We start from the raw sequence: 21,706 nt of genomic DNA on the forward strand, positions 1-21,706 counted from the left end.
GTGCGCGAGCAGTACCGGCACTGGCAGGGGATTCCGACCCGGTGGGCGGACAACGACGTCTACGGCCACGTGAACAACGTCGTCCACTACGCGTTCATGGACACCGTGATCAACACGTGGCTGATCGGCGCCGGGCTGGACATCCAGGCCGGGCAGCACATCGGGCTCTGCGTGGAGTCGCACTGCAACTACCGCGCCTCGGTGTCGTTCCCGGAGGCGCTCGACGCCGGACTGCGCGTGGGGCACCTCGGCCGGTCGAGCGTGCGCTACGAGGTCGGGTTCTTCTTCGAGGGACGCGAGGACGTCGTGGCCGAGGGCCACTTCGTGCACGTGTTCGTGGACCGCGAGAGCCGCAAACCGGTGGAGATCCCCGCGAACCTGCGCACGGCGATGGAAGGTCTGGTGGTGGCGTGAAGACGCGAGGCGCGGTGCTGACCGGAATCGGCGGGCCGCTCGAGGTCGTCGAGCTCGAACTCGACCCACCCGGTCCCGGTGAACTGCTGGTGCGCGTGCACGCCACCGGCCTGTGCCACTCCGACCTGTCCGTGATCGACGGCTCGCGCGTCCGGCCGTTGCCCATGGTGCTCGGCCACGAGGCGGCTGGCGAGGTCGTGGAGGCCGGCCCGAACGCCGAGTTCGAGGCGGGCGACCACGTCGTGCTGTCGTTCGTGCCCGCGTGCGGTGCCTGCCGCCGGTGCGCGTCGGGCCGCCAGGCGTTGTGCGAGCCCGGAGCCGCGGCGAACCGCGACGGCACGCTGCTCGGCGGTCAGCGCCGCTGGACCCTCCCGGACGGCACGCGCCCGCACCACCACCTGGGCGTGTCCGGGTTCGCCGAGTACACGGTGATCTCCGGCCGGTCGGCCACCCGAATCCCGAAGGACCTGCCGTTCGACGTCGCCGCGCTGTTCGGCTGCGCCGTGCTCACCGGTGCGGGCGCCGCGTTCTACAGCGCCGAGGTGAAGCCGGGGGACAAGGTCGCGGTGTTCGGCCTCGGCGGCGTCGGCCTGGCGGCGGTGCTCGCGGCCGTGACGGCGGGCGCGACGCAGGTCGTGGCGGTGGACGTGGTCGAGCACAAGCGCAAGCTGGCTCTCACGCTCGGCGCCACGCACGAGGCGGCGGGCGGGCCGGACGTCGTCGCCCACGTCCGGGATCTGACCGGCGGCGGCGCGGACAAGGTCATCGACACGACCGGTGTGGCCGCGGTGCTCGAACAGGCCTATGCCGCCACGGCCGTCGGCGGCACCACCGTCACCGTCGGCCTGCCGCACCCCGACCGCACCGTGTCGCTGCCCGCGCTCAACCTGGTCGCCGAGGAACGCACGCTCAAAGGCAGCTACCTCGGCTCGTGCGTACCCCGCCGCGACGTGCCGCGGTTCGTCGACCTCTACCGCGCGGGACGGCTGCCCGTCGACGGCCTGCTGTCCGGGCGGCTGGAGCTCGACGAGATCAACGACGGGTTCGCGAAGCTCGCCTCCGGTGAGGCCGTCCGTCAGGTCGTCGTCATGCGGTGATGCCCGTTCTCGCCCGTCCGGGCACGATTCGGGCAGGACAGTTCCGGTGTCAGCTGTTGACCACCGAGGGCTGTCTGCGCCACGGTGGGAGCGCTCTCATGTTCGCCGCTTCCCGCAACGGGGCGGGTAGCGATCCCTGCACGGACAAGGAGAAGAGCATGCGCTCAACCCTGCCCAGAATCGTGCCCGCGCTGGCACTCGTGCTGGTCGGAGCCACCTTCACCGCGCCCGCCCAGGCCTCGGAGAAGGAGATGTCACCCGGCCTGCTCACCGCGATGAGCTCGGCGTTCGGGCTGACCGAGGCCCAGGCGCGGTTGCGCCTGGAGAAGGAGCAACACGCGTCGGCCATCGCGCCGCGCGCCGAAAGCGAGGCCGGAGCCGCACTCGCCGGCAGCTGGTTCGACGAGGCGAAGAACCGCCTGGTCGTGGCCGTGACGGACAGGACCGCCGCACGCAAGGTCGAGGCCACCGGCGCCGACGCCGTGGTCGTCGGTCGGTCGGCCGGGTCCATGACGGCGCAGAAGAACCGCCTCGACGCCCTGTCCGCGTCCGGAGCGGTGCCGTCCGCCGTCGCGAGCTGGCACCCCGACCCGCGCACGGGAACCGTCGTGGTGAACGTCGAGGCGGGCAAGCAGACCGCTGAGGTGGCCTCGTTCCTGGACAAGGCACGTCAGCTCGGTTCCATCACCGTGCGCACCGACGGTGTGCGGCAGCCGCAGCCGTTCGCGGCCGGCACGGTCGGCGGCGACCCGTACTACACCGGCAACGTCCGCTGCTCCATCGGTTTCTCGGTGCACGGCGGCTACGTGACGGCGGGCCACTGCGGCGGGAACGGCGCGGCCGTCTACGGCTGGGACCGCTCCTTCCAGGGCAACTTCGCCGGATCCTCCTTCCCCGGCAACGACTACGCGTGGGTGCGCACCGGCGGCGGCTGGTGGACCGTGCCGGTCGTGCTCGGCTGGGGCCGCGTGCCCGACGCGCTGGTGCGCGGTTCGTGGGAGGCGCCGGTCGGCACCTCGGTCTGCCGCTCGGGTTCCACGACCCAGTGGCACTGCGGCGTGATCCAGAGCCGCAACGAGACGATCCGCTACGCGCAGGGCGACGTGCACCAGATGGCGGGCACGAGCGTCTGCGCCGAGGGTGGCGACTCCGGTGGTTCGTTCATCACCGGTGACCAGGCCCAGGGCGTCACGTCCGGCGGCTACGGCAACTGCTCCAGCGGCGGTCGCACGTGGTTCCAACCGATCAACGAGATCCTCAACGTCTACGGCTTGAGGCTGCACACCGCCTGATAGGAACTCCCGGCTGTCCACCGCGCGATGCGGTGGACAGCCGGTGGTTCTTTCAGCGCGCGTTGACGTGCAGTGCCAGGGCGGTGCCGGCGCCGAGCGTCGTCGTGAACCTGCCCGAGGAGTCGACGGTCACGCGGACGCAGCCGTTCTCCTGGACGTTGCAGTAGCTCCCGGCGGGCAGCGCGGTCTGGAACGTGCGGGTCACCGCGAACGTCTCGCTGTTGATCGCCACGAAGCCCTTGCCGCCGCGACCGAACGCGATCAGGTCGAACCCGTTGTCCTGCCAGTTGTTCACGTCGGTGCCCGCCACGGTGTTGCGGAACGCCATCATGTTCGCGACCTGTGTCCAGGCGTGCTGGCACTTCCAGCCGTTGCTGTAGCAGACGGAACCGCCGGGTGGACCGGCGTCCTTGTCGCTGAACTCGTAGCCCGAATACACCTGCGGTGCACCGTAGTTCCACGCCAGCATGAAGACGTTTGCCAGCGTGTAGGTCGAACCGTCCTTGTACGTCAACGTGGAACCGTTGCGCTCGGTGTCCCAGTTGTCGACGAACGGCCGTGCCTGACCACTGGGCAGGAAACCCCACGGCTGGCCGAACGTCTTCAGGTAGGCCAGGTTCTCGTTCTGGAAGATCCGCTTGAGGTCGTAGGCGTAGCGGAACTCGTCCACGTCACCCGATCCCGTGTACTCGCCGGGCTGCACGGCCTCGCCCGCGCCGTAGATCACCTCGTGCACCCAGAACACGTTGGGGTTGCTCAGCTTCCCCTTGATCGCCGCCAGGTCGCCCGCGGCCATGTGCTTGGCCGCGTCGACGCGGAACCCGTCGACGCCCATCGAGATCAGGCGGTTCAGGTACCCGGCGATCGCCCCGCGCACGTACTCGCTGCCGGTGTCCAGATCGGACAGACCGACGAGCTCGCAGTTCTGGACGTTGTAGCGGTCCTGGTAGTTGTTGATGTGCGAGCGGCACGGGTGGAAGTCCCAGTCGCTGTACACACCTGGGTAGTTGTACTTCGAATAGCCGGTGCCGCCGGTACCCGTCCCCGATCCGGCGCTCATGTGGTTGATCACCGCGTCGGCGATGACCTTCACACCCGCGTTGTGGCAGGTGCTGACCATGTTCCGGAAGGCGTTCTCGTCACCGAGGCGCCCGGCGATCCGGTAGCTCACGGGCTGGTAGCTGGTCCACCACTGCGGACCCTGGACGTGCTCGGTCGCGGGGGAGACCTCGACGTAGCCGTAGCCCTTGGGGCCGAGGACGTTCGTGCATTCCGCCGCCACGCGGGCGAACGGCCATTGGAACAGGGTGGCGGTGACGTCCTTGGCGCCCGGTGGCGCCGCAAGACTTTGCACCGGTGTGGACAGTCCGACGATCAGCAACACCGCGAGAAGGGTGCGCGAAGCCGAGGAAACCACGTTGTCTCCTTGCTGCAGGGGTTCACTGAAGGTCGTAGCACCCGCAGGCACACCGAGCAAAGCGTTGCAAGAACTTTCTGGAGCAATTCGGCCTTGCGCCGCATTCCGCCGACCTGCCCTACCGCCGGCTCGCGACGAGGTAGCGCTCGTCCTCGATCGAACGCTCCCACAGGTCCTCGCTCGTCAACGGGGTGACCACGGCCTCCGCGCGCACCCCGAGCACCAGCTCGCGGGTCTGCGCGGAGGTCAGTCCGGCGCCGGTCGACCACCGGCCCTCCACCAGCAGGAGAACGCCGCCCGGCGCCAGCAACGACACCCACTCCTCCAGCGCCGAGGCCGGATCCGGCAACGCCCACAGCGCGTGCCGCGCCAGCACGACGCCGAACGAGGCCTTCGGGTGCGGCGGGTGAGCCGCGTTGCCGACGCTGAACTCGGCGGCCACACCCAACGCGGCGGCTTTGGCTCGCGCGGCCTTCACCATCTCCTCGGACAGGTCCAGGCCGTGCACGTCGTGGCCGGCTTCGGCGAGCAGCACCGACAGGCTGCCGGTGCCGCACCCGAGATCGACGACGGAGGAGGCCGGCGGGACGAGCGGCAGGAGGAGCCGCGCCCAGGCGTCGCGCACCCGTGGATCGCGCAGGCCGTGGTCGGGCTCGTCGTCGAACGTCGCAGCGTGCCGGTCCCAGAACTCGCGTGTCGTCACGTTTGCAGTTTTGCTTAAGGGACCATCAAGCCTTGCCCAAATGAGATGCGGACTCCGTCGTACGGTCCCTAACCTCGACCCATGAGGCTTGTGCTCTGGCTCACACTCGCGGGCGTGTTCGCGCTCAGCGGTGACCACGCGCTCGCAGCCGTCCTGGTCGTGCTCCTCGTCGGCTGCGCAACGGACCGCGTGCGCTGAACTGTTCAGCTCCGGCTGTACAGTTCGATTCATGCTGACCTGTGAGACGCGGGAGACGGCCCTCGCGCGGCTGGGCCGCGCGTTGGCCGACCCGACGCGCTGCCGCATCCTGATCGCGCTGCTCGAGGGGCACGGCTATCCCGCGCAGCTCGCCGAGTCGTTGGGGCTGACCAGGTCGAACGTCTCCAACCACCTCTCGTGCCTGCGCGGCTGCGGCCTGGTCGTCGCGACCTACCAGGGTCGCCAGGTGCGCTACGAGCTGGCGGACCCGCGCCTGAAGCGCGCGATCAGCGAGCTCGTGGACGTCGTGCTGGCCGTCGAGCCCGGACCGGACTGCGCCGATGAGTGACGCCTGCTGCGCGCCCGTCGCCGACGAGCGGAAGCTCGTGCTCCGGCGGCGGGTGCGGATGTTCGTGGCCGCCACGATCACCTACAACGTGGTCGAGGCGGTCATCGCGCTCGCGGCCGGCACGGTGGCGGGGTCGACGGCGCTGATCGGGTTCGGGCTGGACTCGGTGATCGAGGTGGCGTCGGCGACCGCGGTGGCCTGGTAGTTCGCCGGGCGCGACCCCGGCAAGCGCGAACGGACGGCGCTCAAGGTGATCGCCGTGTCGTTCCCTAGCTGTCCGCGGTGCTGCTGGTGGGACTCGTGGTGAACAGCCTGTTCGGCTGGTGGTGGGCCGATCCGCTGGCGGCACTCGTGATCGCCGCGGTGGCGGTCAAGGAAGGTCGGGAGGCGTGGCGGGGTCACCACTGCTGCTGACCGGTTTGCGGGCGACGAGTCGTTCCACGACCCCGAGCTTGAAGCGCTGCCGTTGCTCGACGACCAGGCCGGCGGCCTCGACCAGGTGCAGCGGGCGGCGCAGGAAGTGCTCGCCCGCCATCGGGACCGTGATCCGCTCCACGAGCCACTGCACGCCCCGCGCGAGACGGGACGAGCTGGCGACGTGGTCGAGGAGGACCAGCCGTCCGCCCGGCCGCAGCACCCGGACCATCTCGGTCACCGCGGTCTCGTGGTCGGGGATGGCGCAGAGGCCCAGCGTGCACACGACCGTGTCGAACGAGGCGTCGCCGAACGGCAGGGCGTGCGCGGTGCCCTGCCGCAGCACGACCTCCAGTCCGAGGTCCGCGGCGCGGGAGCGGGCGAGGCCGAGCATCTGCTCACTCAGGTCCAGGCCGGTCAGCGTGACGCCGCTGGGGTAGTGCGGCAGGTTGAGGCCGGTGCCGACGGCGACCTCCAGCACCTCCCCGGTGGCCTGGGCGCAGGCCCACTGGCGGGAGTCGCCGAAGACCCGGCGGTCCAGGACGCCGATCTCCGCGTCGTAGTTCGCCGACTTGCGGTCCCAGTACCTCTGCCAGCGGTGCTCGTCCATGCCGTCCAGCCAACACGAAACTGGACAGGCCGGGCGAAGAGGGCTAGATGTGCCCCGGTGCGAGTCGTGGTTGTCTCCGGGGGAGATCCCGGTCATGTGGTGCCGGCCATCGCGTTGTGCCTGCGGTTCACGGAGGCCGGCGACACCCCGGTCCTGCTGACCGGTGAACGCTGGATCGAGCGTGCCGCCGCCGAGGGGATCACGGCCTCGCGAGTGCCCGGCCTGGCGCTGGACGACTTGAAGGACGCGCCGGATCTCGGGCGTGCGCTGCACGACCAGGCCGCGACGCTGGCGCTGGCACTCGCCCCCCAACTCGCCGCGCTGCAACCGGATCTGGTGGTGTGCGACGTCCTCGCGCTGGGTGCGAGCATGGCCGCCGAACTGGCCGGCGTGCCGTGGGTGCAGCTGTCGCCGCATCCGCTCTACGAACCGTCGAAGTGGCTGCCGCCGATGGGCAGCGGGCTGGCCGCCGGAACCGGCGTGCGCGGAAAGCTGCGCGACTCGGTGCTGCGGGCCATGACGGCGAGGTCGCTCCGTCAAGGGGAACGCCAGCGTGCCGTTGTGCGGCAACGGATCGGGCTCGACGCCCAGGGAACGGGCCCGGCGGCGCGGTTGATCGCGACGTTGCCCGCGCTGGAGGTGCCGCGTCCGGACTGGCCGCGCGACGCGCACGTCGTGGGGCCGCTGCTGTGGGAGGCCAGCAAGGAGACGCTGACCCCGCCGCCGGGTGACGCTCCGCTGGTGGTGATCGCCCCCTCGACGGCGTGGACCGGGACGCGGGGCATGGCGGAAATGACGCTGGAAGCGTTGCGGGGCAAGGACGTGCGGGCAGTGGTGTCGACGTTCGCGCCCGCACCGGCCGACCTGCCGTCGTGGGCTCGGTCGGGGCCGGGTGACCAGGACGCGCTGCTGCGCCAGGCCGCGGTCCTGGTGTGCGGTGGCGGGCACGGGATGCTGGTCAAGGCGTTGCGGGCCGCCGTTCCCGTCGTGGTGGTGCCCGGTGGCGGCGACCAGTGGGAGATGGCGTGCCGGGTGGCGCGGCAGGGCAGCGGGCTGCTCGTGCGGCCGTCCACGGTCGAGGGCCTGCACGACGCCGTGACGCGGGTGCTGGGTGACCCGGGCTTCGCCGCTGCGGCGGCACGGGCGGCGGCGACGATCGCGGATGTTCGAGATCCTGTGGAGGTATGTCGGACTGCGTTGAGTCTTGCGCGTTGAGAGCGCTCCCACTTCAATGGGCCCATGCGCGTGTCAATGACGATGCTCGTGGTGGCGGCGTTAGCGATTTCGACGGCAGGGCCGGCGGTGGCACGGCAGGACCGCGCGGCGGCACCTGACCCGTACCCCTCAGTGGGTGCGGGCACGAACTTCCTCGACCACGCCGGGCTGCTGGGGAACGTCCCGGAGCCGGCCTGGTACGAGGCCAACATCCCGTTCGTCGACCTCCCCGACCGGGAGATCCGCGACACCTACTACTACCGCTGGCGCACCTACCGCGAGGCGCTCAAGTACACCAGGCCGAAGGACGGCTGGATCGTCTCCGAGTTCCTCGGCCCGGTCGGCTACTCCGCCCCGAACGGCGGCATCGTCGCCGCGGCGGGCCACCACGTCTACGAGGGCCGCTGGCTGCGCGACCACCGCTACCTGGACGACTACGTCGACTACTGGCTGCGCGGCTCCGGCGCCGGTCCGAAGCCCGCGACCGACTTCCTCAACAAGAACACCACCGACTGGGCACACCAGTACTCGTTCTGGGCCGCCGACGCCGTGGCCGCACGCGCCGCCGTCGACGGCCGCTCCCGGTTCGCCACCGACCGGCTGCCCGAGCTCGTGCGGCAGTGGCAGCGCTGGTCGCCGCAGCTCGACCAGGACCTGGGGCTCTACTGGCAGACGCCGGTGTGGGACGCGATGGAGTACACGGCCAGCTCGTACCAGAGCCCCGATCCCTACCACGGCGGCGACGGCTTCCGGCCGACCCTCAACGCCTACCAGTACGGCGACGCGCGGGCGATCGCGCAACTGTTCAAGGCGCGAGGAGACGCCGCCGGCGCGCGCCCGTTCGACCAGGCCGCGGACGCGTTGCGGGCGAACCAGGAGCGGTGGCTCTGGGACGACGCGGGCAAGTTCTACAAGCACGTCATGCGCGACGACAACCCCGGCCGCACCAAGCTCGCCGACCGCGAGGCGATCGGCTTCGTGCCGTGGTACTTCCACATGCCGCCGGCCGCCAACAGCGCGGCCTGGGCGCAGCTGACCGACCCGCAGGGGTTCGCCGCTGCGTACGGCCCGACCACCGCCGAGCGTCGCAGCCCGTGGTTCATGCGGGACGCGCTGAACGGCTGTTGCCGCTGGAACGGTCCCAGCTGGCCGTTCGCGACCAGCCAGACCCTGACCGCGCTGGCCAACCTGCTGATCGACTACCCGGCGCAGTCCTACGTCGACCGCGACGACTACCTGGCGGTGCTGCGCGGCTATGCGTTGACACAGCGCAAGAACGGCGAGCCCTACGTCGCCGAGGCGCACCACCCCGACGAGAACCGCTGGCTGTACGACGGCAAGGGCCACAGCGAGGACTACAACCACTCGACGTTCAACGACAACGTGCTGTCCGGCCTGCTCGGCATCCGGCCGGAGCTCGGGAACGCGGTGTCGATCGCGCCGCTGGTCCCGGACTCCTGGAGCCACTTCGCCGCCGAGAACGTGCCGTACCACGGGCACAACCTGACCGTGCTGTGGGACAGGGACGGCAGCCGCTACGGCAAAGGCACGGGCCTGCGGGTCTGGCTCGACGGCAGGCTCACGCACACACAAGCCGGCCTGGCGCCGGTGCGCCTGACGATCCCGGCACGGAACTCGGCGGACGTCCCGGAACTCGTCGACGACTTCGCGAACGTCAGCCGTACCGGGTTCCCCACCGCCCGCGCGTCCCACAGCTACAGCGCAGACCCGCCCGCCAAGGCGATCGACGGCCAGGACTTCCAACTCGACGTGCCCGGCACGCGCTGGACGTCGTACGGCAGCCCGAACTCCGCGGACTGGCTGGAGGTCGACCTCGGCGCACCGGCACCGATCTCCGACCTTCGTGTCGTGTTCTACGACGACGGCGGGGGAGTGCGCGTGCCGACGACCTTCGACCTGCAGTACTGGGACGGCCAATGGCGTGACGTGCCGGGCCAGCGGAGAACTCCCGCGCAACCGGTGGCACGTCAGCTGAACCGCGTCCTGGTGGAACCGGCGGTGACCACCAGCCGGGTGCGGATCCTGCCGCGGCGTGCGGACGGCGGAGCTGTCGGCATCACGTCGTTCTCGTCGTGGCGGGCACCGGTGCGAGGGCTGCGTGCCTCGGTGCCGGACGACCTCGCGGTCCGTGCGGGCGCGGTCGAGACGACCACGACCTTGCAGGCACAGCAACCTTTGCGCGGTGTCCGGACGACGGTGGCCGTACCGCCGGGGTGGAGTGCGGTGCCACTGTCGCCGGCCTACGCCGCCCAGCTGGGGACGGGCCGGAGTCTCGTCACCCGCTGGCGCGTCACGGCACCCGCCGGCCTGGGACTGGGTGAGCGGGCGCCGATCCGTTTGCTGGCAACGGCTTCCGGCGACAGCGGCGTCACCTCGGCGCTGAGCTCCGCGCAGACCGTGTTCGATCCCGCCGCCTACTCCACCGTCGTCTGGGACGACACGTTCGAGACGGACCGTCTCGTCTCGTACCGGGTGGACGGTCCGTTCGGCGAACCGCCACCGGCGTTGCGGGTCGCGGACGGCGTGCTGACCGCGGGCGCCGGGACGCGTGCCGGCGCGGTGCTCGCCGCGCCGGTCACCGGTGCCGCCCGAGGCACGGCGATCGTCGTCGAACCCCGGTCGTTCGCGGGCTCGGCGCCGGAGGACAGCCTTTTCCTCGGCCAGATCGCCGGGAACCGCGACTTCGCCCTGGCCTGGTTCAACAACGCGGGCAAGGCCTCGGGCGTCGACGTGACCGTGGCGGGCGTCCGCCACGGCGACGAGGCGACCGGCGGCTGCTGCGCCACCCTGACCTGGGCGCCGGGCGACCGGCTCGCCGTCGTGGTCGAGAACGGTCAGCTGACCAGCTGGCAGGAGCACGCCGGTCGGTGGACTTTGCTGCGCTCAGCACCGATCGGGTCCGCGGTGGACCCGTCGGTGGTCGCGGGATGGGCACCCGCTCTCGGGCTGAGGCTCGACGCGGGCTCGCTGGCGATCGACCGCTTCACCGTGCGCGCCAGGGCCTAGCGGCAGACGCGCTCGACCAGGACCTGCCAGCTGGTGATCAGGTCGTTCACCACGGCTTCCGGGTCGGGCGCGTTCTCGTCCTGGGTCCGCAGGTAGAGCAGGATCGGCCCTTCCAGCGCCGCCACGAGCTGCAACGCGAGGGTGCCGCTGGCGGCGTCGTCAGGACACGCCTCGCTGAGCAGCATGTGGACGTGGAACAGCGAAGGGCTGTCTCCGGCGGGCACGGGCTGGCCGGGGTCGAGGGACGCCCGCGCCAGGACGGTGTGCTCGACGAGGAACTCGAGCCGGGCCCGCCCGAACGCGGCCAGCCGTTCGGCCGCCGGTGCCCCTGGTCCGAGCGGCGGCGGGCCGGTCATCACCCGTTCCTGGAAGAGCTTCTCCTCCTCGTCCAGCAGGGTGTGGAAGATGCCCGCACGGGTGCGGAAACGCCGGAACACCGTGCCCTTGCCGAGCCCGGCTCGTTCGGCGAGGCCGTCCATCGTGACCTTGTCCGCGCCCAGTTCCGCGACCATCTGCCGGGCGACCTCGATCAGGTGAGCTCGGTTGCGCGCGGCATCGGCCCGCTCTTCCCGAGGACGGCCCAACGGCAGCGCGACTGGTTCCACGGCCTGAACGCTACCCGGCGATCTTGGGCGGGGCTGTCACGAATCGAAGCGCCACCTCGTCCACCTGCTGAAGCCCCGCAACGCGAACAAAGGACCGTCTCGTGAAACTCCTGCTCGACCGGATCAGCCTGGCCTTCATCGCGGTCACGTCCGCCTACGTCGGGATCTTCGCCTACTTCGCCCCGAGGACGTGGTTCGACACGTTCCCGGGGTTCGGCCTGCGCTGGCTGCCCCAACTCGGTCCGTACAACGAGCACTTCGCCAAGGACGTCGGCGCGGCCTACCTCGCGTTCACCGCGCTGAGCCTGATGGCGCTCGCCCACACCAGGAAACAGGCCGTCGTGCCGCTGGCGGGCGCCGCGCTGCTGGTGTTCAACACGCTGCACTTCGTCTACCACCTGACGATGCTGCACATGTACGCGCCACTCGACCGGGCGTTGAACGTCGTCCTGCTGGGACTGCTCGTGGTGATGTCCGTCATCCTCGTGATCCCGGCCGGGGCTGTCACAGATCGACGCTCCACCTCGTCTACCTGATGACGAAGTTATGAGAGGAGTGCGGCGATGCGGGTGGCAGTGGCAGGCGGAACGGGTGCGGTCGGCAGGCTAGTGGTGCGGCAGCTGGAACGGGCGGGGCACGAGGCCGTGGTGCTGACCCGTTCGTCCGGAGTGGACCTGACCACCGGGCACGGGCTCGTCGAGCGGCTGAAGGGCTGCGACGCGATCATCGACGTCAGCAACAAGATGGTGCTGCGCGAGAAGGCCGCGGTCGAGTTCTTCGGCGCCGTGACGAGCAACCTGCTCGACGCGGGTGTGCGGGCCGGTGTGGACCACGTCGTCGCACTGTCCATTGTGGGCGTGGACGAGGTCGCCACGGGCTACTACAAGGGCAAGCGCCGGCAGGAGGAACTGGTCAGCGGCGGCCCGCTGCCGTGGACGGTCCTGCGCGCCACCCAGTTCCACGAGTTCGCCGAACCGCTGCTCGACCAGGCGCGCGGCCCGTTCGTCGTGGTGCCGAAGATGCTCAGCCGCCCGGTGTCCACCGCCGACGTGGCCGCGAGGCTGGTGGAGCTGGCGGGACGGCCGGCCGGCGGGTACGTGCAGCCGATCGCCGGGCCGCGGGAATGGCGCATGGAGGACATGGCGAAGCGGATCGCCCGCGCACGGGGTGACCGCAAGGTCCTGATCCCGGTGCGGCTGCCCGGCCGGGCGGGCAAGGCGATGACCGGCGGCGCCCTGCTGCCGAAGGGGCCGTTCACCGAGGCCCCGGGCACGTTCGAACACCACCTCGCCGAACTCGAGGCCCGCCGGTCAGCCGTGCGGTGACGTCAGGTCCCGGCGGCGAGCCGCTGCCTGATCTCCGCCTTGAGCACCTTGCCCACCTTGGACCGCGGCAGGTCGGGCCAGATCTCGACCTGCTTGGGCGCCTTCACGCCGCCCAGCTGCTCCTTCACGAACGCGATCAGCGCGGCGGGGTCGGCCTGGCCGGCGGCACGCAACTGCACGACCGCCGTCACCCGCTCGCCCCACTTCTCGTCGGGCAGCCCGACCACCGCGCTGTCCTGGACCGCCGGATGCGCCCGCAACGCCTGCTCGACCTCGGCCGAGTAGACGTTGAACCCGCCGGTGATGATCATGTCCTTGGCGCGGTCGACGATGAACAGGTAGTTGTCGGCGTCGAGGTACCCGATGTCACCGGTGTGGTGCCAGCCGTGCGCGCTCACCTCGGCCGTGGCGGCCGGGTTCTCGTGGTACCCGGCCATCACCAGCGGCCCGCGCACGACGATCTCGCCGCGTTCACCGGCGGGCAGCAGCCCACCGTCCGCGGCCATGATCGCCACCTGGGTCAGCGGGCTCGGCCTGCCCGCCGACGAAAGCCGGTCCACCGCGATCGAACCGTCGGGCAGGAAGTGGTCCGCCGGAGCCAGTGTGGCGATCATGTTCGGCGCCTCGGTCTGCCCGAACAGCTGCCCCATCACGGGCCCGATCCGGTGCAGCGCCTCGGTCAGCCGCACCGGGGACATCGGCGCGGCGCCGTACCAGAGGCATTGCAGCGAACCGAGTTCCGTCGAGTCGAGCGCGGGGTGGTCGAGCAGGCCGTAGATCACCGTCGGCGGCAGGAACGCGTGCGTGATCCGGTGGTGCTCGATCAGCCGCAGGAACTCGCCGAGGTCCGGCGCCGGCATGATCACCGTCTCACCGCCCAGCGACATGATCGGGAACGTGAGCACGCCCGCCGAGTGCGTGAGCGGGGCGAGCGCCAGGTAGCGCGGCCGGTGGCCGAACGGGTAGCTCATCAGGGTGAGTGCGGTCGCGGTCTCCAGGTTGTGCCCGGTCAGCCGCACGCCCTTGGGTCGCCCGGTCGTGCCACCGGTGCCCGCCAGCACGCAGAGGTCGTCGTCCGCCACCGTCACCGGGTCAGGCTCACGGTCGTACCGCGAGAGCCAGTCGGTGAAGGTGACCGCGCCCTCCACCTCGCCGTCCAGGCACACCAGCGTGGTCAGCGCGGGCAGGTCGCCCCGGATGCGGTCGACCAGCGGCGCGAACCTCGCCTGGAAGAACAGGCAGCGGCACCCGAACAGGTCGAGCAGCTCCCGGTTCTCCGCCGCCTCGTTGCGAGGGTTGACCGGGCACCACACCGCCCCTGCCCGCGAGATGCCGAACACGCACGTGAGCGCCAACGGGTCGTTCGCTGAGAGCACCGCGACCCGGTCACCCGGCCCGATTCCGCTGCCCTGCAACGCTCCCGCGATGGCTCGGGAACGGTGCTGGACCTCGGAATAGCTCTGCGAGGAGCCGTCGATGGTCAGACAGGGGGCGTCGCCTCCGAGCGACGCCCCCTTGTCCAGGTAGTCGCAGAGCCGCATCAGCGGTGCACTTCGAGGATCGGGTCGAGCACCAGGCCGAACGACCGCAGCGCACCCAGCAACTCCCGATGCCCGAACGCCTGGCAGCCCGACGCGAACCCGGTCCGGCGGGGCGCGTCCTGCAACAGGTGCACAGCGGCGTGCACGTTCAGCAGCGCCGTCTGCTTGTAGTTGCAGTTGCCGTGGATCACGCAGTGCGCGCGGCCCAGCGGACCCGAGGCGTGCACGGAGTCGAGCGAGATGTTGATCCGCGGGTTCTCGCGCGGCGGCATCTCACTGCGCACCTGAGCGGAGAACGCGTCCACGATCTCGTACTTCTCCGCGTCCGACTTGCCCTCCATCTGCTCCAGCGCCGCGGCGACGATCTGCGGCACACCGAGCATCAACGGCCGGTTGAACACACCGCCGAGCGCACGGACCGACGCGACCCGCGGATCCCTCTTGAACCACACGGGATGCGCCGTGCCGCCCCACGGCAGCGCCAGGCCCAGTTCGTGCTGGCCGGGCACGACCAGCTCGTAGAGACCCGCGTCCGCAGGCCATTCCACGTACTCGTTCTGCTCCAGGAAGTACGCCTTCGAGAACGCGGCGTTCGTGAGGATGGTGTTGGTGGAGGCGACGGTCGGGTAACCCTTCCAGAACACCCCGATGTCCAAAGTGTCCAGTCCGGGCTGCTCCAGGCAGATCTGCGCGGCGATCTCGCCGACCGTGTACATCTGCGCGATGCCGGGGGAGATCAGCAGGCCCTGCTTCGCGAACTCGGCGCCGTACTGCGCGTCGGCGTCGATCATCCAGTCCTGCTCGCCGTTGGTGTCGGTGTAGTGCGCGCCGACGTTCAGGCTCGCCCGCACCGCCTCGTGGCCGTAGCGGGAGAACGGGCCGACGGTGTTGAGCACGACCTTGGTGCCGGTGAATGCCTCGGTCAGCGCCTCCTCGGTGTGCTCGACCTCCGCGATGTCGTAGGAGACCGTGTCGATGCCGGGCACGGCGTCGACGGCTTCCTTGACCCTCTTGCCATCGCGGCCGGCGGCGAGGAACGGGATGCCGTACTCGCGCAGGTACTCGCAGATCAGGCGACCGGTGTAGCCGGAAGCCCCGTAGACGACTACTGGCTTGTCGGTGGGCATCGCGTCACATCCCCATGCCGCCGTCGACCGGGATACCCGCCCCGGTGATGAACTTCGAGGCGTCGGACGCGAGGAACACCACGGCGTCGGCCATGTCGTCGACCTGCCCGAGCCGGCCGAGCGGGGTGAGCTCCACGACCGCGCCGACCGCGGCCTCGACCGAGGGGAACAGGCCCAGCTGGGCGCAGTCGACGGCCAGCTGGTTGCCCATCGCGGTGGGCGTGAGGCCGGGGTAGATGCAGTTGACCCGCACGCCGTAGCCGAGCTTGCCGGATTCCGCGGCCGCGACCCTGGTCAGGCGGTCGATCGCGGACTTGGTCGCCGAGTAGACGCTGATGCCGGGGAAGGCGATGGTCGCCGCCACGGACGCGATGCTGATGATCGAGCCGCCGTTGCCCGCGGCTCCTCCCGGACGCATGGCGCGCAGGCCGTGCTTCATGCCGAGCGCGGTGCCCAGCACGTTCACGTCCAGCATCTTGCGGACGTCGGCGCTCTCGAGTTCGGTGATCAGGCTGGTGATCTCGATGCCCGCGTTGTTCACGAGGATGTCGAGGCCGCCGAGCACGTCGACGGCCGTGCTCACCGCTGAGGCCCAGCTCGCGTCGTCGGTGACATCGAGCGGCACGAACTCCGCCGTTGCCCCCGAGTCACGCAACGCCTGGGCGGTCTGCTTGCCCTCGTCCTCCAGGACGTCGCCGATCAGAACCGACGCCCCGGCCGCCGCGAGGGCCTGCGCCATGCCCGCGCCCAGCCCTCGGGCACCGCCTGTGACCAGCGCTTTCCGCCCGCTCAGCTGATAACTCGTCATTGAGTCGCCTCCTCGGTGAGATGGCTCACACACTAGCTTTTCCTTGACAGTCGTCAAGTTTTTCTTTGACGACTGTCCAAGATTTTTTGGACGAATGGTCAAGGTTTGTCGCAGTGAGCGTTAGGATCCGGGGCGTGACAGAAGTCGCTTCGCGCAAGCAGGACCGGATCGCCCGCCGGCAGGTCGACAAGTTCGACGCCCGGCGGACCGAGCTCGCCGTGGCGACGCTGCACACGCTCGCCGACCTCGGCTACGCCCGCACCAGCCTGCGGGAGATCGCGCAGAACTCCGAGTTCTCCCACGGGGTCCTGCACTACTACTTCGCCGACAAGCGCGACCTGATCACCGAGGCGGTCCGCCAGTACGAGGTCGTGTGCGTGACGCGCTACGACGAGGTCGTGGCTACGTCGACGACGGCGGAGCAGTTGCGCGCCGAGTTCGTGGCGATGTTCTTCGACACCCTCGGCCAGGACGCGCCGCTGCACCGCCTCTGGTACGACCTGCGCACCCAGAGCCTGTTCGACGAGTCGTTCCGCGCCGACGTGCTGGAGATCGACGGCCACCGCGAGGACATGGTGTGGCGGGTCGTCAGCCGCTACGCCGAACTGCTCGGAGGCATGCCCTCCGCGTCGCCGGGCACCACCTACGTGACGCTCGACGGCATCTTCCAGCGGGCGCTGCTGCACCATTTCACGGGTAATGCCGACGCCGTCGCGCGGTTGCGCACCGAACTGCCCGCCGTGATCGACCTGCTGGTGACCAAGGTCGGATAAAAGCCCGTATCGCGGACATATCAAAAACCGCATACGGACCGGCAACGCCATGTCTCCTTGACTGGGAGGCATGGCAACAGGCATCACGATTTACGGGTGCGGGCCGGACGAGGCCGTCCTGTTCCGGGAAATGGCATCCCGCTGCGGAGTGACGCCGACCATCATCGAGTCGGCGGTGTCCGAGGCCAACGCCGAACTGGCCCGCGGGAACCAGTGCGTCAGCGTCGGCCACAAATCGCGCATCAACGATTCCGCTCTGCGTGCGCTCGACCGCGCGGGTGTCCGGTACATCTCCACCAGGAGCGTCGGCTTCGACCACATCGACGTCGAGTACGCCGAGAGCCTGGGCATCACCGTCGGGAACATCGCCTACTCGCCCGACAGCGTCGCCGACTTCACGGTGATGCTGATGCTGATGGCCGTGCGGGACGTCCGATCCGTCCTCAGGCGTGCTGAACTGCACGACTACCGCCTGAACGCGGTGCGCGGCAGGGAGTTGCGCGACCTGACGATCGGCGTGATCGGCACCGGGCGCATCGGCGTGGCGGTGATGGACCGGCTGCGCGGCTTCGGCTGCGGCGTGCTGGCCCACGACAGCCGGCCCCGCAACTCGGCCGACTACGTGCCGCTGGACGAACTGCTGCGGGTGAGCGACGTCGTCACGCTGCACACCCCGTTGAACCCGGGAACACACCACCTCCTCGATCGCGACCGAATTGCGCTGATGAAACACGGCGCGATCGTCATCAACACCGGGCGTGGGCCGCTCATCGACACCAAGGCCCTGGTCGAGGCAGTGGAAAGCGGAAGTCTCGGCGGAGCGGCATTGGACGTCCTCGAAGGTGAGGAGGGGATCTTCTACACCGACTGCCGTTCCCGCGACATCGACAGCGAGGCGCTGCTGCGACTGCGCAGAATGCCGAACGTGCTGATCACTCCGCACACCGCCTATTACACGGACCACGCCCTGAGCGACACCGTCGAAAACAGTCTCATCAATTGTCTCAGCTTCGCGAACGGGGGAATGCGGTGACCAAGGTGAAGATCGGAATCATCTTCGGCGGGACGTTCGAGGAACATCCCGTCTCGGTGAAGTCCGCGGGAGAGGTCGCGCGGAGCCTCGACCCCGCGAAGTACGACCCGTTCTGGATCAAGATCACGCGCAGCGGTGACTGGAAGCTCTGCGCGGGCCCGGACGCGCAGGACGGCCGCCCGGTCGTGCTCTGCTCCGAGGGCCTGCTCGTCCTGGGCGACGGGCGGTTCGAGGCGCTGGGTCTGGACGTCGTGTTCCCCGTGCTGCACGGCCGGCTGGGGGAGGACGGCACGGTGCAGGGCCTGCTGGAGGTGTCGGGCATCCCCTACGTCGGGTGCGACGTCCAGAGTTCCGCGCTGTGCATGGACAAGTCGCTCACCTACGTCGTCGCCCGAAGCGCGGGAGTCGCGACGCCGGCGTTCTGGACCGGCACGCCGGACTCGCCAGCCTACCCGGTCTTCGTCAAACCGGCCCGGTCGGGATCGTCGTTCGGCGTCACCAAGGTGTCCACTGAGGACGAGCTGCAGGTCGCGCTGGAGGTCGCCCGGCAGTACGACTCGAAGGTCGTGGTCGAGGAAGCGGTGGCGGGCAGCGAGATCGGTTGTTCGATCCTGGGCACGGGGGACGACCTGGTGGTCGGCGAACTGGACCGGGTCGCGCTCACCCACGGCTTCTTCCGCATCCACCAGGAGAGCAGTCCCGAGACCGGTTCGGAGAACTCGGCGTTCATCGTGCCCGCGGACATCCCGGCGGAGTCGCGTGCTCTCGTCCAGGAGACGGCGAAGGTCGTCTACCGCGCGCTGGGCTGCTCCGGCCTCGCACGGGTCGACATGTTCCTGACACCGGACGGGAAGGTGGTCCTCAACGAGGTCAACACCATGCCCGGTCTCACGTCCTACAGCCGTTACCCGAGGATGATGGCGGCCGCGGGGCTGTCGCTCGGCGACGTGATCGACCGGCTGGTGTCGCTCGCGCTGACGGGAAAGCTCCAGTGAACGCCGAGTTCGTCTTCGTGGACGTGCCCGGAATCCGCTGGGACGCCAAGTACGCGACGTGGGACAACTTCACCGGCAAGCCCGTCGACGGTTACCTGGTCAACCGGATCGTCGGCACGAAGGCGCTGGTCACGGCCCTGTCGATGGCGCACGAGAAGGCCGAGTCGCTCGGGTACGGCCTGCTGCTGTGGGACGGCTATCGCCCGCAACGCGCCGTCGACTGCTTCCTGTGTTGGGCCGAACAATCCGAGGACCTTGCGACCAAGGCGCGTTACCACCCGCGCATCACCAGGGCCGAGATGTTCGAACTGGGTTATGTGGCCAGGAAGTCGGGCCACAGCCGCGGCAGCACCGTCGACCTGACGTTGTACCACCTGGGCACTGGCGAGCTAGCCTCGATGGGCGGCGGTCACGACCTCATGGACCCGGTCTCGCACCACGGTGCCGCGGTCGGCGAGGTGGAAACCGCGAACCGGCAGCACCTCTGCTCGATCATGGAAGCCTGCGGGTTCCGCCGCTACGACAGCGAGTGGTGGCACTACACGCTGATCGACGAGCCCTTTCCGGACACCTACTTCGACTTCCCGATCGGCTGAGTGGCCTTGTCACGGTGCGGCGGGCAGTCGCACCGTGACACGCAGTCCGCCTTCGGCCCGAGGCGTGAGCGTGAGGGTGCCGTCGTGCGCGTGCGTGATGCTCTTGACGATCGCCAGGCCGAGGCCGACTCCCGCCTGGTCGCGGCGGACGCGTTCGGTGCCGCGCTGGAACGGTTCGGTCAGCGTCGACACCAGCCGCTGCGTCAGCCGTTCGCCGGTGTTCTCCACGGTCAGCGTGACGAACGCGGGCCCGACGACCGTGCTGATCCACACGGTGCCGCGGTCGTTGTGCACGATCGCGTTGTGCACGAGGTTCGTCGCGATCTGCAGCAACAGCGCCGGAGAACCGGCGGCGAAGGCGATGTCGCCGGACGTCTCGACGGCGACGCCGTGCTTGTCCGCCAGGGGCAGCAACGTCTCGACGGCCTCCTCGGCCAGCAGCGACAGGTCGACGCGGTCACACGTGAACGTCCGCTGGTCCGCGCGGCTGAGCAGGAGCAACGCCTCGGTCAGGTCGATCGCCCGCGCGTTGACGAAGTGCAGCCGGTCGACGAGCTCGTCGGCGTCGCGGTCCTTGCGCGCCACGTCGAGCAGAGTCTGCGTGATGGCCAGCTGCGTGCGCAGCTCGTGCGAGGCGTTGGCGGCGCTGTACCTGGCCGTTTTTCGGTCGTAGGTGGCCTGCAGGGCTCCGGCGGTGCGGATGCCCGCGATCGTCTTCGCCGCCCTTGTCTCCTCCTGGACCTCAAGTGCGGCCGCGGTGTTCTTCCCGGAGGCCGATGACGTGCTCGCGGTCTGGTCCGCGCCGTAACCGGCGATCAACATCCCGATGGCGAACAGTGCGATGGCTGAGGCTGCAGCCTTCTGATGCCTTGATTTCTCGTCGACAACATCCTGGATCTCCTCGATGTCCCGGCGACGGGAGATGTCGCCGTTTCTGTTTCCCGGAGAAGCTATGGAGGGGCACATGCCGGGACAAGGCGCATACCGCTAGGTGGCACACGTCGCGGCGAACACGAACTTTCTTTCGAAAGTGAAACCAAGTGGACAAGTTCCCACGCCTGTTCTTGCGCTGCCGATCAGGCTGGTGTTCCAGTCTGTCTCAGACTTGGTGCGAGTACTCCTCATGTGTCGAAGTTTGTCCAGTTGAGACGGTAGCTCAGCTTTCTTGACACATCAGAAACAATGAACTTACAGTTTTGAAAGTGATCGACAGTGCACATCGAGCGGTGAGCCGGGTTTCGCGGGTTGTGCGCACCCGTTGACACGCGGGCGAGACGACGCGACGACACAACAGGTGTGGCTGCCACCACCACTTCGGGACGGATGGAGGCGCGAGCGGACGTGAACGAGACGAAGACCATTGGCGAACCGGTGCTCGAACGGGCTTTTCGGGTGCTGCGCACGTTCGGTGCGGAACGGAGGCCGCTGTCGTTGACTTCGCTGAGCGCGCGTTCCGGCTTGCCGAAGTCCACTGTGCTGAGGTTGACGCGGACGCTGGTGCGTCTCGGGGCGCTGGAACGGTGCGCCGAGGGCGGGTACACCATCGGGCTCGGTCTGTGGGAGCTCGCGACGCTCGCGCCGCGGGCAGAAGGGCTTCGTGTCAGAGCTTTCCCGTTCATGCGAGAGCTGCACGGAGTCACCGGGCAGCACGTGGTTCTGAGCGTGCTCGACGGTGTGGAAGCGGTGATGACCGAGTTGCTGTCAGCACCGGATGCGGTGCGGATGCCGTACCGCGTGGGCAGCCGATCTCCGTTGTACGCGACCGCGCAAGGGCAGTGCCTGTTGGCGAACGGCCCGGCGACTCTGCAGGAGCAGGTCCTCGCCGGTGAGTTGCTCGCGGTGCCGGAGAACGTCCCGACCTGTCCTCAACGGCTGCGGTCGCGCCTGGCGGCCGTGCGGAGCGAGGGCGTGGCGGTGGTGAGTTGCGCGGTGCCGGAGGCGCACACCGCGGTGTCCGCGCCGGTGGTGGACCACAGAGGACAGGTGATCGCTTCGCTCGCCGTCGTCGTGCGGGCGCCCGGCTGCAATGTCCCGGCTCTGCGCACCGCGGTCATGGCGACCTGTCACGCCGTGAACCAGAGCATCCGCACCTCGCCCGTTCAGGGTTTTCCGGACGACTCGCCCTCGCCTGGATCCGGAATTGCCGGTCGTTCCTGCGGTTAGCGCG

At 69.5% G+C, this 21,706-nt stretch carries 20 protein-coding genes and 2 pseudogenes; 14 read left to right on the plus strand and 8 right to left on the minus strand.

Annotated features, from left to right (window positions below; all coding sequences use genetic code 11):
- The 3 genes from LX88_RS20460 to LX88_RS20470 all read left to right on the plus strand — a co-directional run bounded on the left by LX88_RS20460 (position 1) and on the right by LX88_RS20470 (position 2,803).
- Positions 1-414: an acyl-CoA thioesterase gene (locus tag LX88_RS20460; protein ID WP_258949384.1), complete on the plus strand. Its 414-nt coding sequence runs from the start codon at positions 1-3 to the stop codon at positions 412-414.
- Positions 411-1,511, plus strand: a complete 1,101-nt coding sequence (locus LX88_RS20465; protein WP_258949385.1) for a zinc-binding dehydrogenase — start codon at positions 411-413, stop codon at positions 1,509-1,511. The genes LX88_RS20460 and LX88_RS20465 overlap by 4 nt, the downstream gene beginning before the upstream one ends.
- 158 nt (positions 1,512-1,669) lie before the next feature.
- A complete protein-coding gene (locus LX88_RS20470; RefSeq protein ID WP_258949386.1) occupies positions 1,670-2,803 on the plus strand; it encodes a S1 family peptidase in 1,134 nt (377 codons plus the stop codon).
- A 52-nt stretch (positions 2,804-2,855) separates the two neighbouring features.
- Here LX88_RS20470 and LX88_RS20475 read toward each other — a convergent pair whose 3' ends face one another.
- Both LX88_RS20475 and LX88_RS20480 read right to left on the minus strand, forming a co-directional pair.
- The gene (locus tag LX88_RS20475) at positions 2,856-4,220 is read right to left on the minus strand and encodes an alpha-amylase (protein ID WP_258949387.1); all 1,365 of its coding nucleotides are present in this window, start codon (positions 4,218-4,220) and stop codon (positions 2,856-2,858) included.
- A gap of 118 nt (positions 4,221-4,338) precedes the next feature.
- Positions 4,339-4,923 carry a class I SAM-dependent methyltransferase gene (locus LX88_RS20480; RefSeq protein ID WP_258949388.1) on the minus strand — a complete coding sequence of 195 codons (585 nt, stop codon included), beginning with the start codon at positions 4,921-4,923 and terminating at the stop codon, positions 4,339-4,341.
- A gap of 229 nt (positions 4,924-5,152) precedes the next feature.
- Between LX88_RS20480 and cmtR the strand changes: the two genes are divergently transcribed.
- Both cmtR and LX88_RS20490 read left to right on the plus strand, forming a co-directional pair.
- Complete coding sequence (cmtR, locus tag LX88_RS20485; RefSeq protein WP_258949389.1) at positions 5,153-5,470, plus strand: Cd(II)/Pb(II)-sensing metalloregulatory transcriptional regulator CmtR; 318 nt, start codon at positions 5,153-5,155, stop codon at positions 5,468-5,470.
- A pseudogene (locus LX88_RS20490) lies at positions 5,463-5,884 on the plus strand (hypothetical protein). Before cmtR ends, LX88_RS20490 begins: the two are co-directional and overlap by 8 nt.
- On the opposite strand, the gene LX88_RS20495 reads toward LX88_RS20490, so the two are convergent.
- Positions 5,841-6,494 (minus strand): class I SAM-dependent methyltransferase, encoded by a 654-nt coding sequence (locus tag LX88_RS20495; RefSeq protein WP_258949390.1) that lies wholly within the window; start codon positions 6,492-6,494, stop codon positions 5,841-5,843. The pseudogene LX88_RS20490 and the gene LX88_RS20495 overlap by 44 nt on opposite strands.
- A gap of 57 nt (positions 6,495-6,551) precedes the next feature.
- Here LX88_RS20495 and LX88_RS44335 point away from each other — a divergent pair, with 57 nt between their 5' ends.
- Both LX88_RS44335 and LX88_RS20505 read left to right on the plus strand, forming a co-directional pair.
- Positions 6,552-7,709 carry a glycosyltransferase gene (locus LX88_RS44335; RefSeq protein WP_258949391.1) on the plus strand — a complete coding sequence of 386 codons (1,158 nt, stop codon included), beginning with the start codon at positions 6,552-6,554 and terminating at the stop codon, positions 7,707-7,709.
- Between the two features lie 24 nt (positions 7,710-7,733).
- Entirely contained in the window at positions 7,734-10,736 is a 3,003-nt protein-coding gene (locus LX88_RS20505) for an MGH1-like glycoside hydrolase domain-containing protein (RefSeq protein WP_258949392.1), read from the plus strand.
- Here LX88_RS20505 and LX88_RS20510 read toward each other — a convergent pair.
- A complete protein-coding gene (locus tag LX88_RS20510; RefSeq protein ID WP_258949393.1) occupies positions 10,733-11,341 on the minus strand; it encodes a TetR/AcrR family transcriptional regulator in 609 nt (202 codons plus the stop codon). The genes LX88_RS20505 and LX88_RS20510 overlap by 4 nt on opposite strands.
- Before the next feature lie 101 nt (positions 11,342-11,442).
- Here LX88_RS20510 and LX88_RS20515 point away from each other — a divergent pair, with 101 nt between their 5' ends.
- Both LX88_RS20515 and LX88_RS20520 read left to right on the plus strand, forming a co-directional pair.
- Positions 11,443-11,877, plus strand: a complete 435-nt coding sequence (locus LX88_RS20515) for a hypothetical protein (protein ID WP_258949394.1) — start codon at positions 11,443-11,445, stop codon at positions 11,875-11,877.
- Between the two features lie 27 nt (positions 11,878-11,904).
- A complete protein-coding gene (locus tag LX88_RS20520; protein WP_258949395.1) occupies positions 11,905-12,666 on the plus strand; it encodes an SDR family oxidoreductase in 762 nt (253 codons plus the stop codon).
- Between the two features lie 2 nt (positions 12,667-12,668).
- Here the strand turns inward: LX88_RS20520 and LX88_RS20525 are convergent, their stop codons facing one another.
- From LX88_RS20525 to LX88_RS20535, 3 genes are read right to left on the minus strand one after another with little or no spacing between them, the layout of a single operon-like run.
- Entirely contained in the window at positions 12,669-14,207 is a 1,539-nt protein-coding gene (locus tag LX88_RS20525; RefSeq protein WP_258949396.1) for an acyl-CoA synthetase, read from the minus strand.
- The gene (locus tag LX88_RS20530; RefSeq protein ID WP_090063387.1) at positions 14,207-15,334 is read right to left on the minus strand and encodes a DUF5938 domain-containing protein; all 1,128 of its coding nucleotides are present in this window, start codon (positions 15,332-15,334) and stop codon (positions 14,207-14,209) included. The genes LX88_RS20525 and LX88_RS20530 overlap by 1 nt, the downstream gene beginning before the upstream one ends.
- 4 nt (positions 15,335-15,338) lie before the next feature.
- Positions 15,339-16,142 carry an SDR family NAD(P)-dependent oxidoreductase gene (locus LX88_RS20535; RefSeq protein ID WP_258949397.1) on the minus strand — a complete coding sequence of 268 codons (804 nt, stop codon included), beginning with the start codon at positions 16,140-16,142 and terminating at the stop codon, positions 15,339-15,341.
- 134 nt (positions 16,143-16,276) lie between these two features.
- On the opposite strand from LX88_RS20535, the gene LX88_RS20540 reads away from it, so the two are divergent.
- The 4 genes from LX88_RS20540 to vanX all read left to right on the plus strand — a co-directional run bounded on the left by LX88_RS20540 (position 16,277) and on the right by vanX (position 19,539).
- Positions 16,277-16,915, plus strand: coding sequence for a TetR/AcrR family transcriptional regulator (locus LX88_RS20540; RefSeq protein WP_258949398.1), 639 nt, complete (start codon positions 16,277-16,279; stop codon positions 16,913-16,915).
- Between the two features lie 70 nt (positions 16,916-16,985).
- A complete protein-coding gene (locus tag LX88_RS20545; protein WP_258949399.1) occupies positions 16,986-17,948 on the plus strand; it encodes a D-isomer specific 2-hydroxyacid dehydrogenase family protein in 963 nt (320 codons plus the stop codon).
- Positions 17,945-18,943, plus strand: coding sequence for a D-alanine--D-alanine ligase family protein (locus LX88_RS20550; protein ID WP_258949400.1), 999 nt, complete (start codon positions 17,945-17,947; stop codon positions 18,941-18,943). The genes LX88_RS20545 and LX88_RS20550 overlap by 4 nt, the downstream gene beginning before the upstream one ends.
- On the plus strand, positions 18,940-19,539 hold the full coding sequence (gene vanX, locus LX88_RS20555) for a D-Ala-D-Ala dipeptidase VanX (RefSeq protein ID WP_258949401.1): 600 nt from the start codon (positions 18,940-18,942) through the stop codon (positions 19,537-19,539). Before LX88_RS20550 ends, vanX begins: the two co-directional genes overlap by 4 nt.
- A gap of 9 nt (positions 19,540-19,548) precedes the next feature.
- Here vanX and LX88_RS20560 read toward each other — a convergent pair.
- Positions 19,549-20,193: pseudogene (locus LX88_RS20560) on the minus strand (sensor histidine kinase); the annotation flags it as partial.
- 687 nt (positions 20,194-20,880) lie between these two features.
- On the opposite strand from LX88_RS20560, the gene LX88_RS20565 reads away from it, so the two are divergent.
- Positions 20,881-21,702, plus strand: coding sequence for an IclR family transcriptional regulator (locus tag LX88_RS20565; RefSeq protein WP_258949402.1), 822 nt, complete (start codon positions 20,881-20,883; stop codon positions 21,700-21,702).
- Positions 21,703-21,706: the final 4 nt, after the last annotated feature.

This window comes from Lentzea californiensis, from assembly GCF_024648825.1.
GTDB classification, from domain to species: Bacteria; Actinomycetota; Actinomycetes; order Mycobacteriales; family Pseudonocardiaceae; genus Lentzea; species Lentzea californiensis.

What these genes read in the sequence shown, in the direction of transcription:
- LX88_RS20470 (WP_258949386.1), top strand. Translation starts at nt 1,670, where the DNA reads ATGCGCTCAACCCTGCCCAGAATCGTGCCCGCGCTGGCACTCGTGCTG.
- cmtR (WP_258949389.1), top strand. Translation starts at nt 5,153, where the DNA reads ATGCTGACCTGTGAGACGCGGGAGACGGCCCTCGCGCGGCTGGGCCGC.
- LX88_RS20495 (WP_258949390.1), bottom strand. Translation starts at nt 6,494, where the DNA reads ATGGACGAGCACCGCTGGCAGAGGTACTGGGACCGCAAGTCGGCGAAC.
- LX88_RS20505 (WP_258949392.1), top strand. Translation starts at nt 7,734, where the DNA reads ATGCGCGTGTCAATGACGATGCTCGTGGTGGCGGCGTTAGCGATTTCG.
- LX88_RS20520 (WP_258949395.1), top strand. Translation starts at nt 11,905, where the DNA reads ATGCGGGTGGCAGTGGCAGGCGGAACGGGTGCGGTCGGCAGGCTAGTG.
- LX88_RS20525 (WP_258949396.1), bottom strand. Translation starts at nt 14,207, where the DNA reads ATGCGGCTCTGCGACTACCTGGACAAGGGGGCGTCGCTCGGAGGCGAC.
- LX88_RS20530 (WP_090063387.1), bottom strand. Translation starts at nt 15,334, where the DNA reads ATGCCCACCGACAAGCCAGTAGTCGTCTACGGGGCTTCCGGCTACACC.
- LX88_RS20535 (WP_258949397.1), bottom strand. Translation starts at nt 16,142, where the DNA reads ATGACGAGTTATCAGCTGAGCGGGCGGAAAGCGCTGGTCACAGGCGGT.
- LX88_RS20545 (WP_258949399.1), top strand. Translation starts at nt 16,986, where the DNA reads ATGGCAACAGGCATCACGATTTACGGGTGCGGGCCGGACGAGGCCGTC.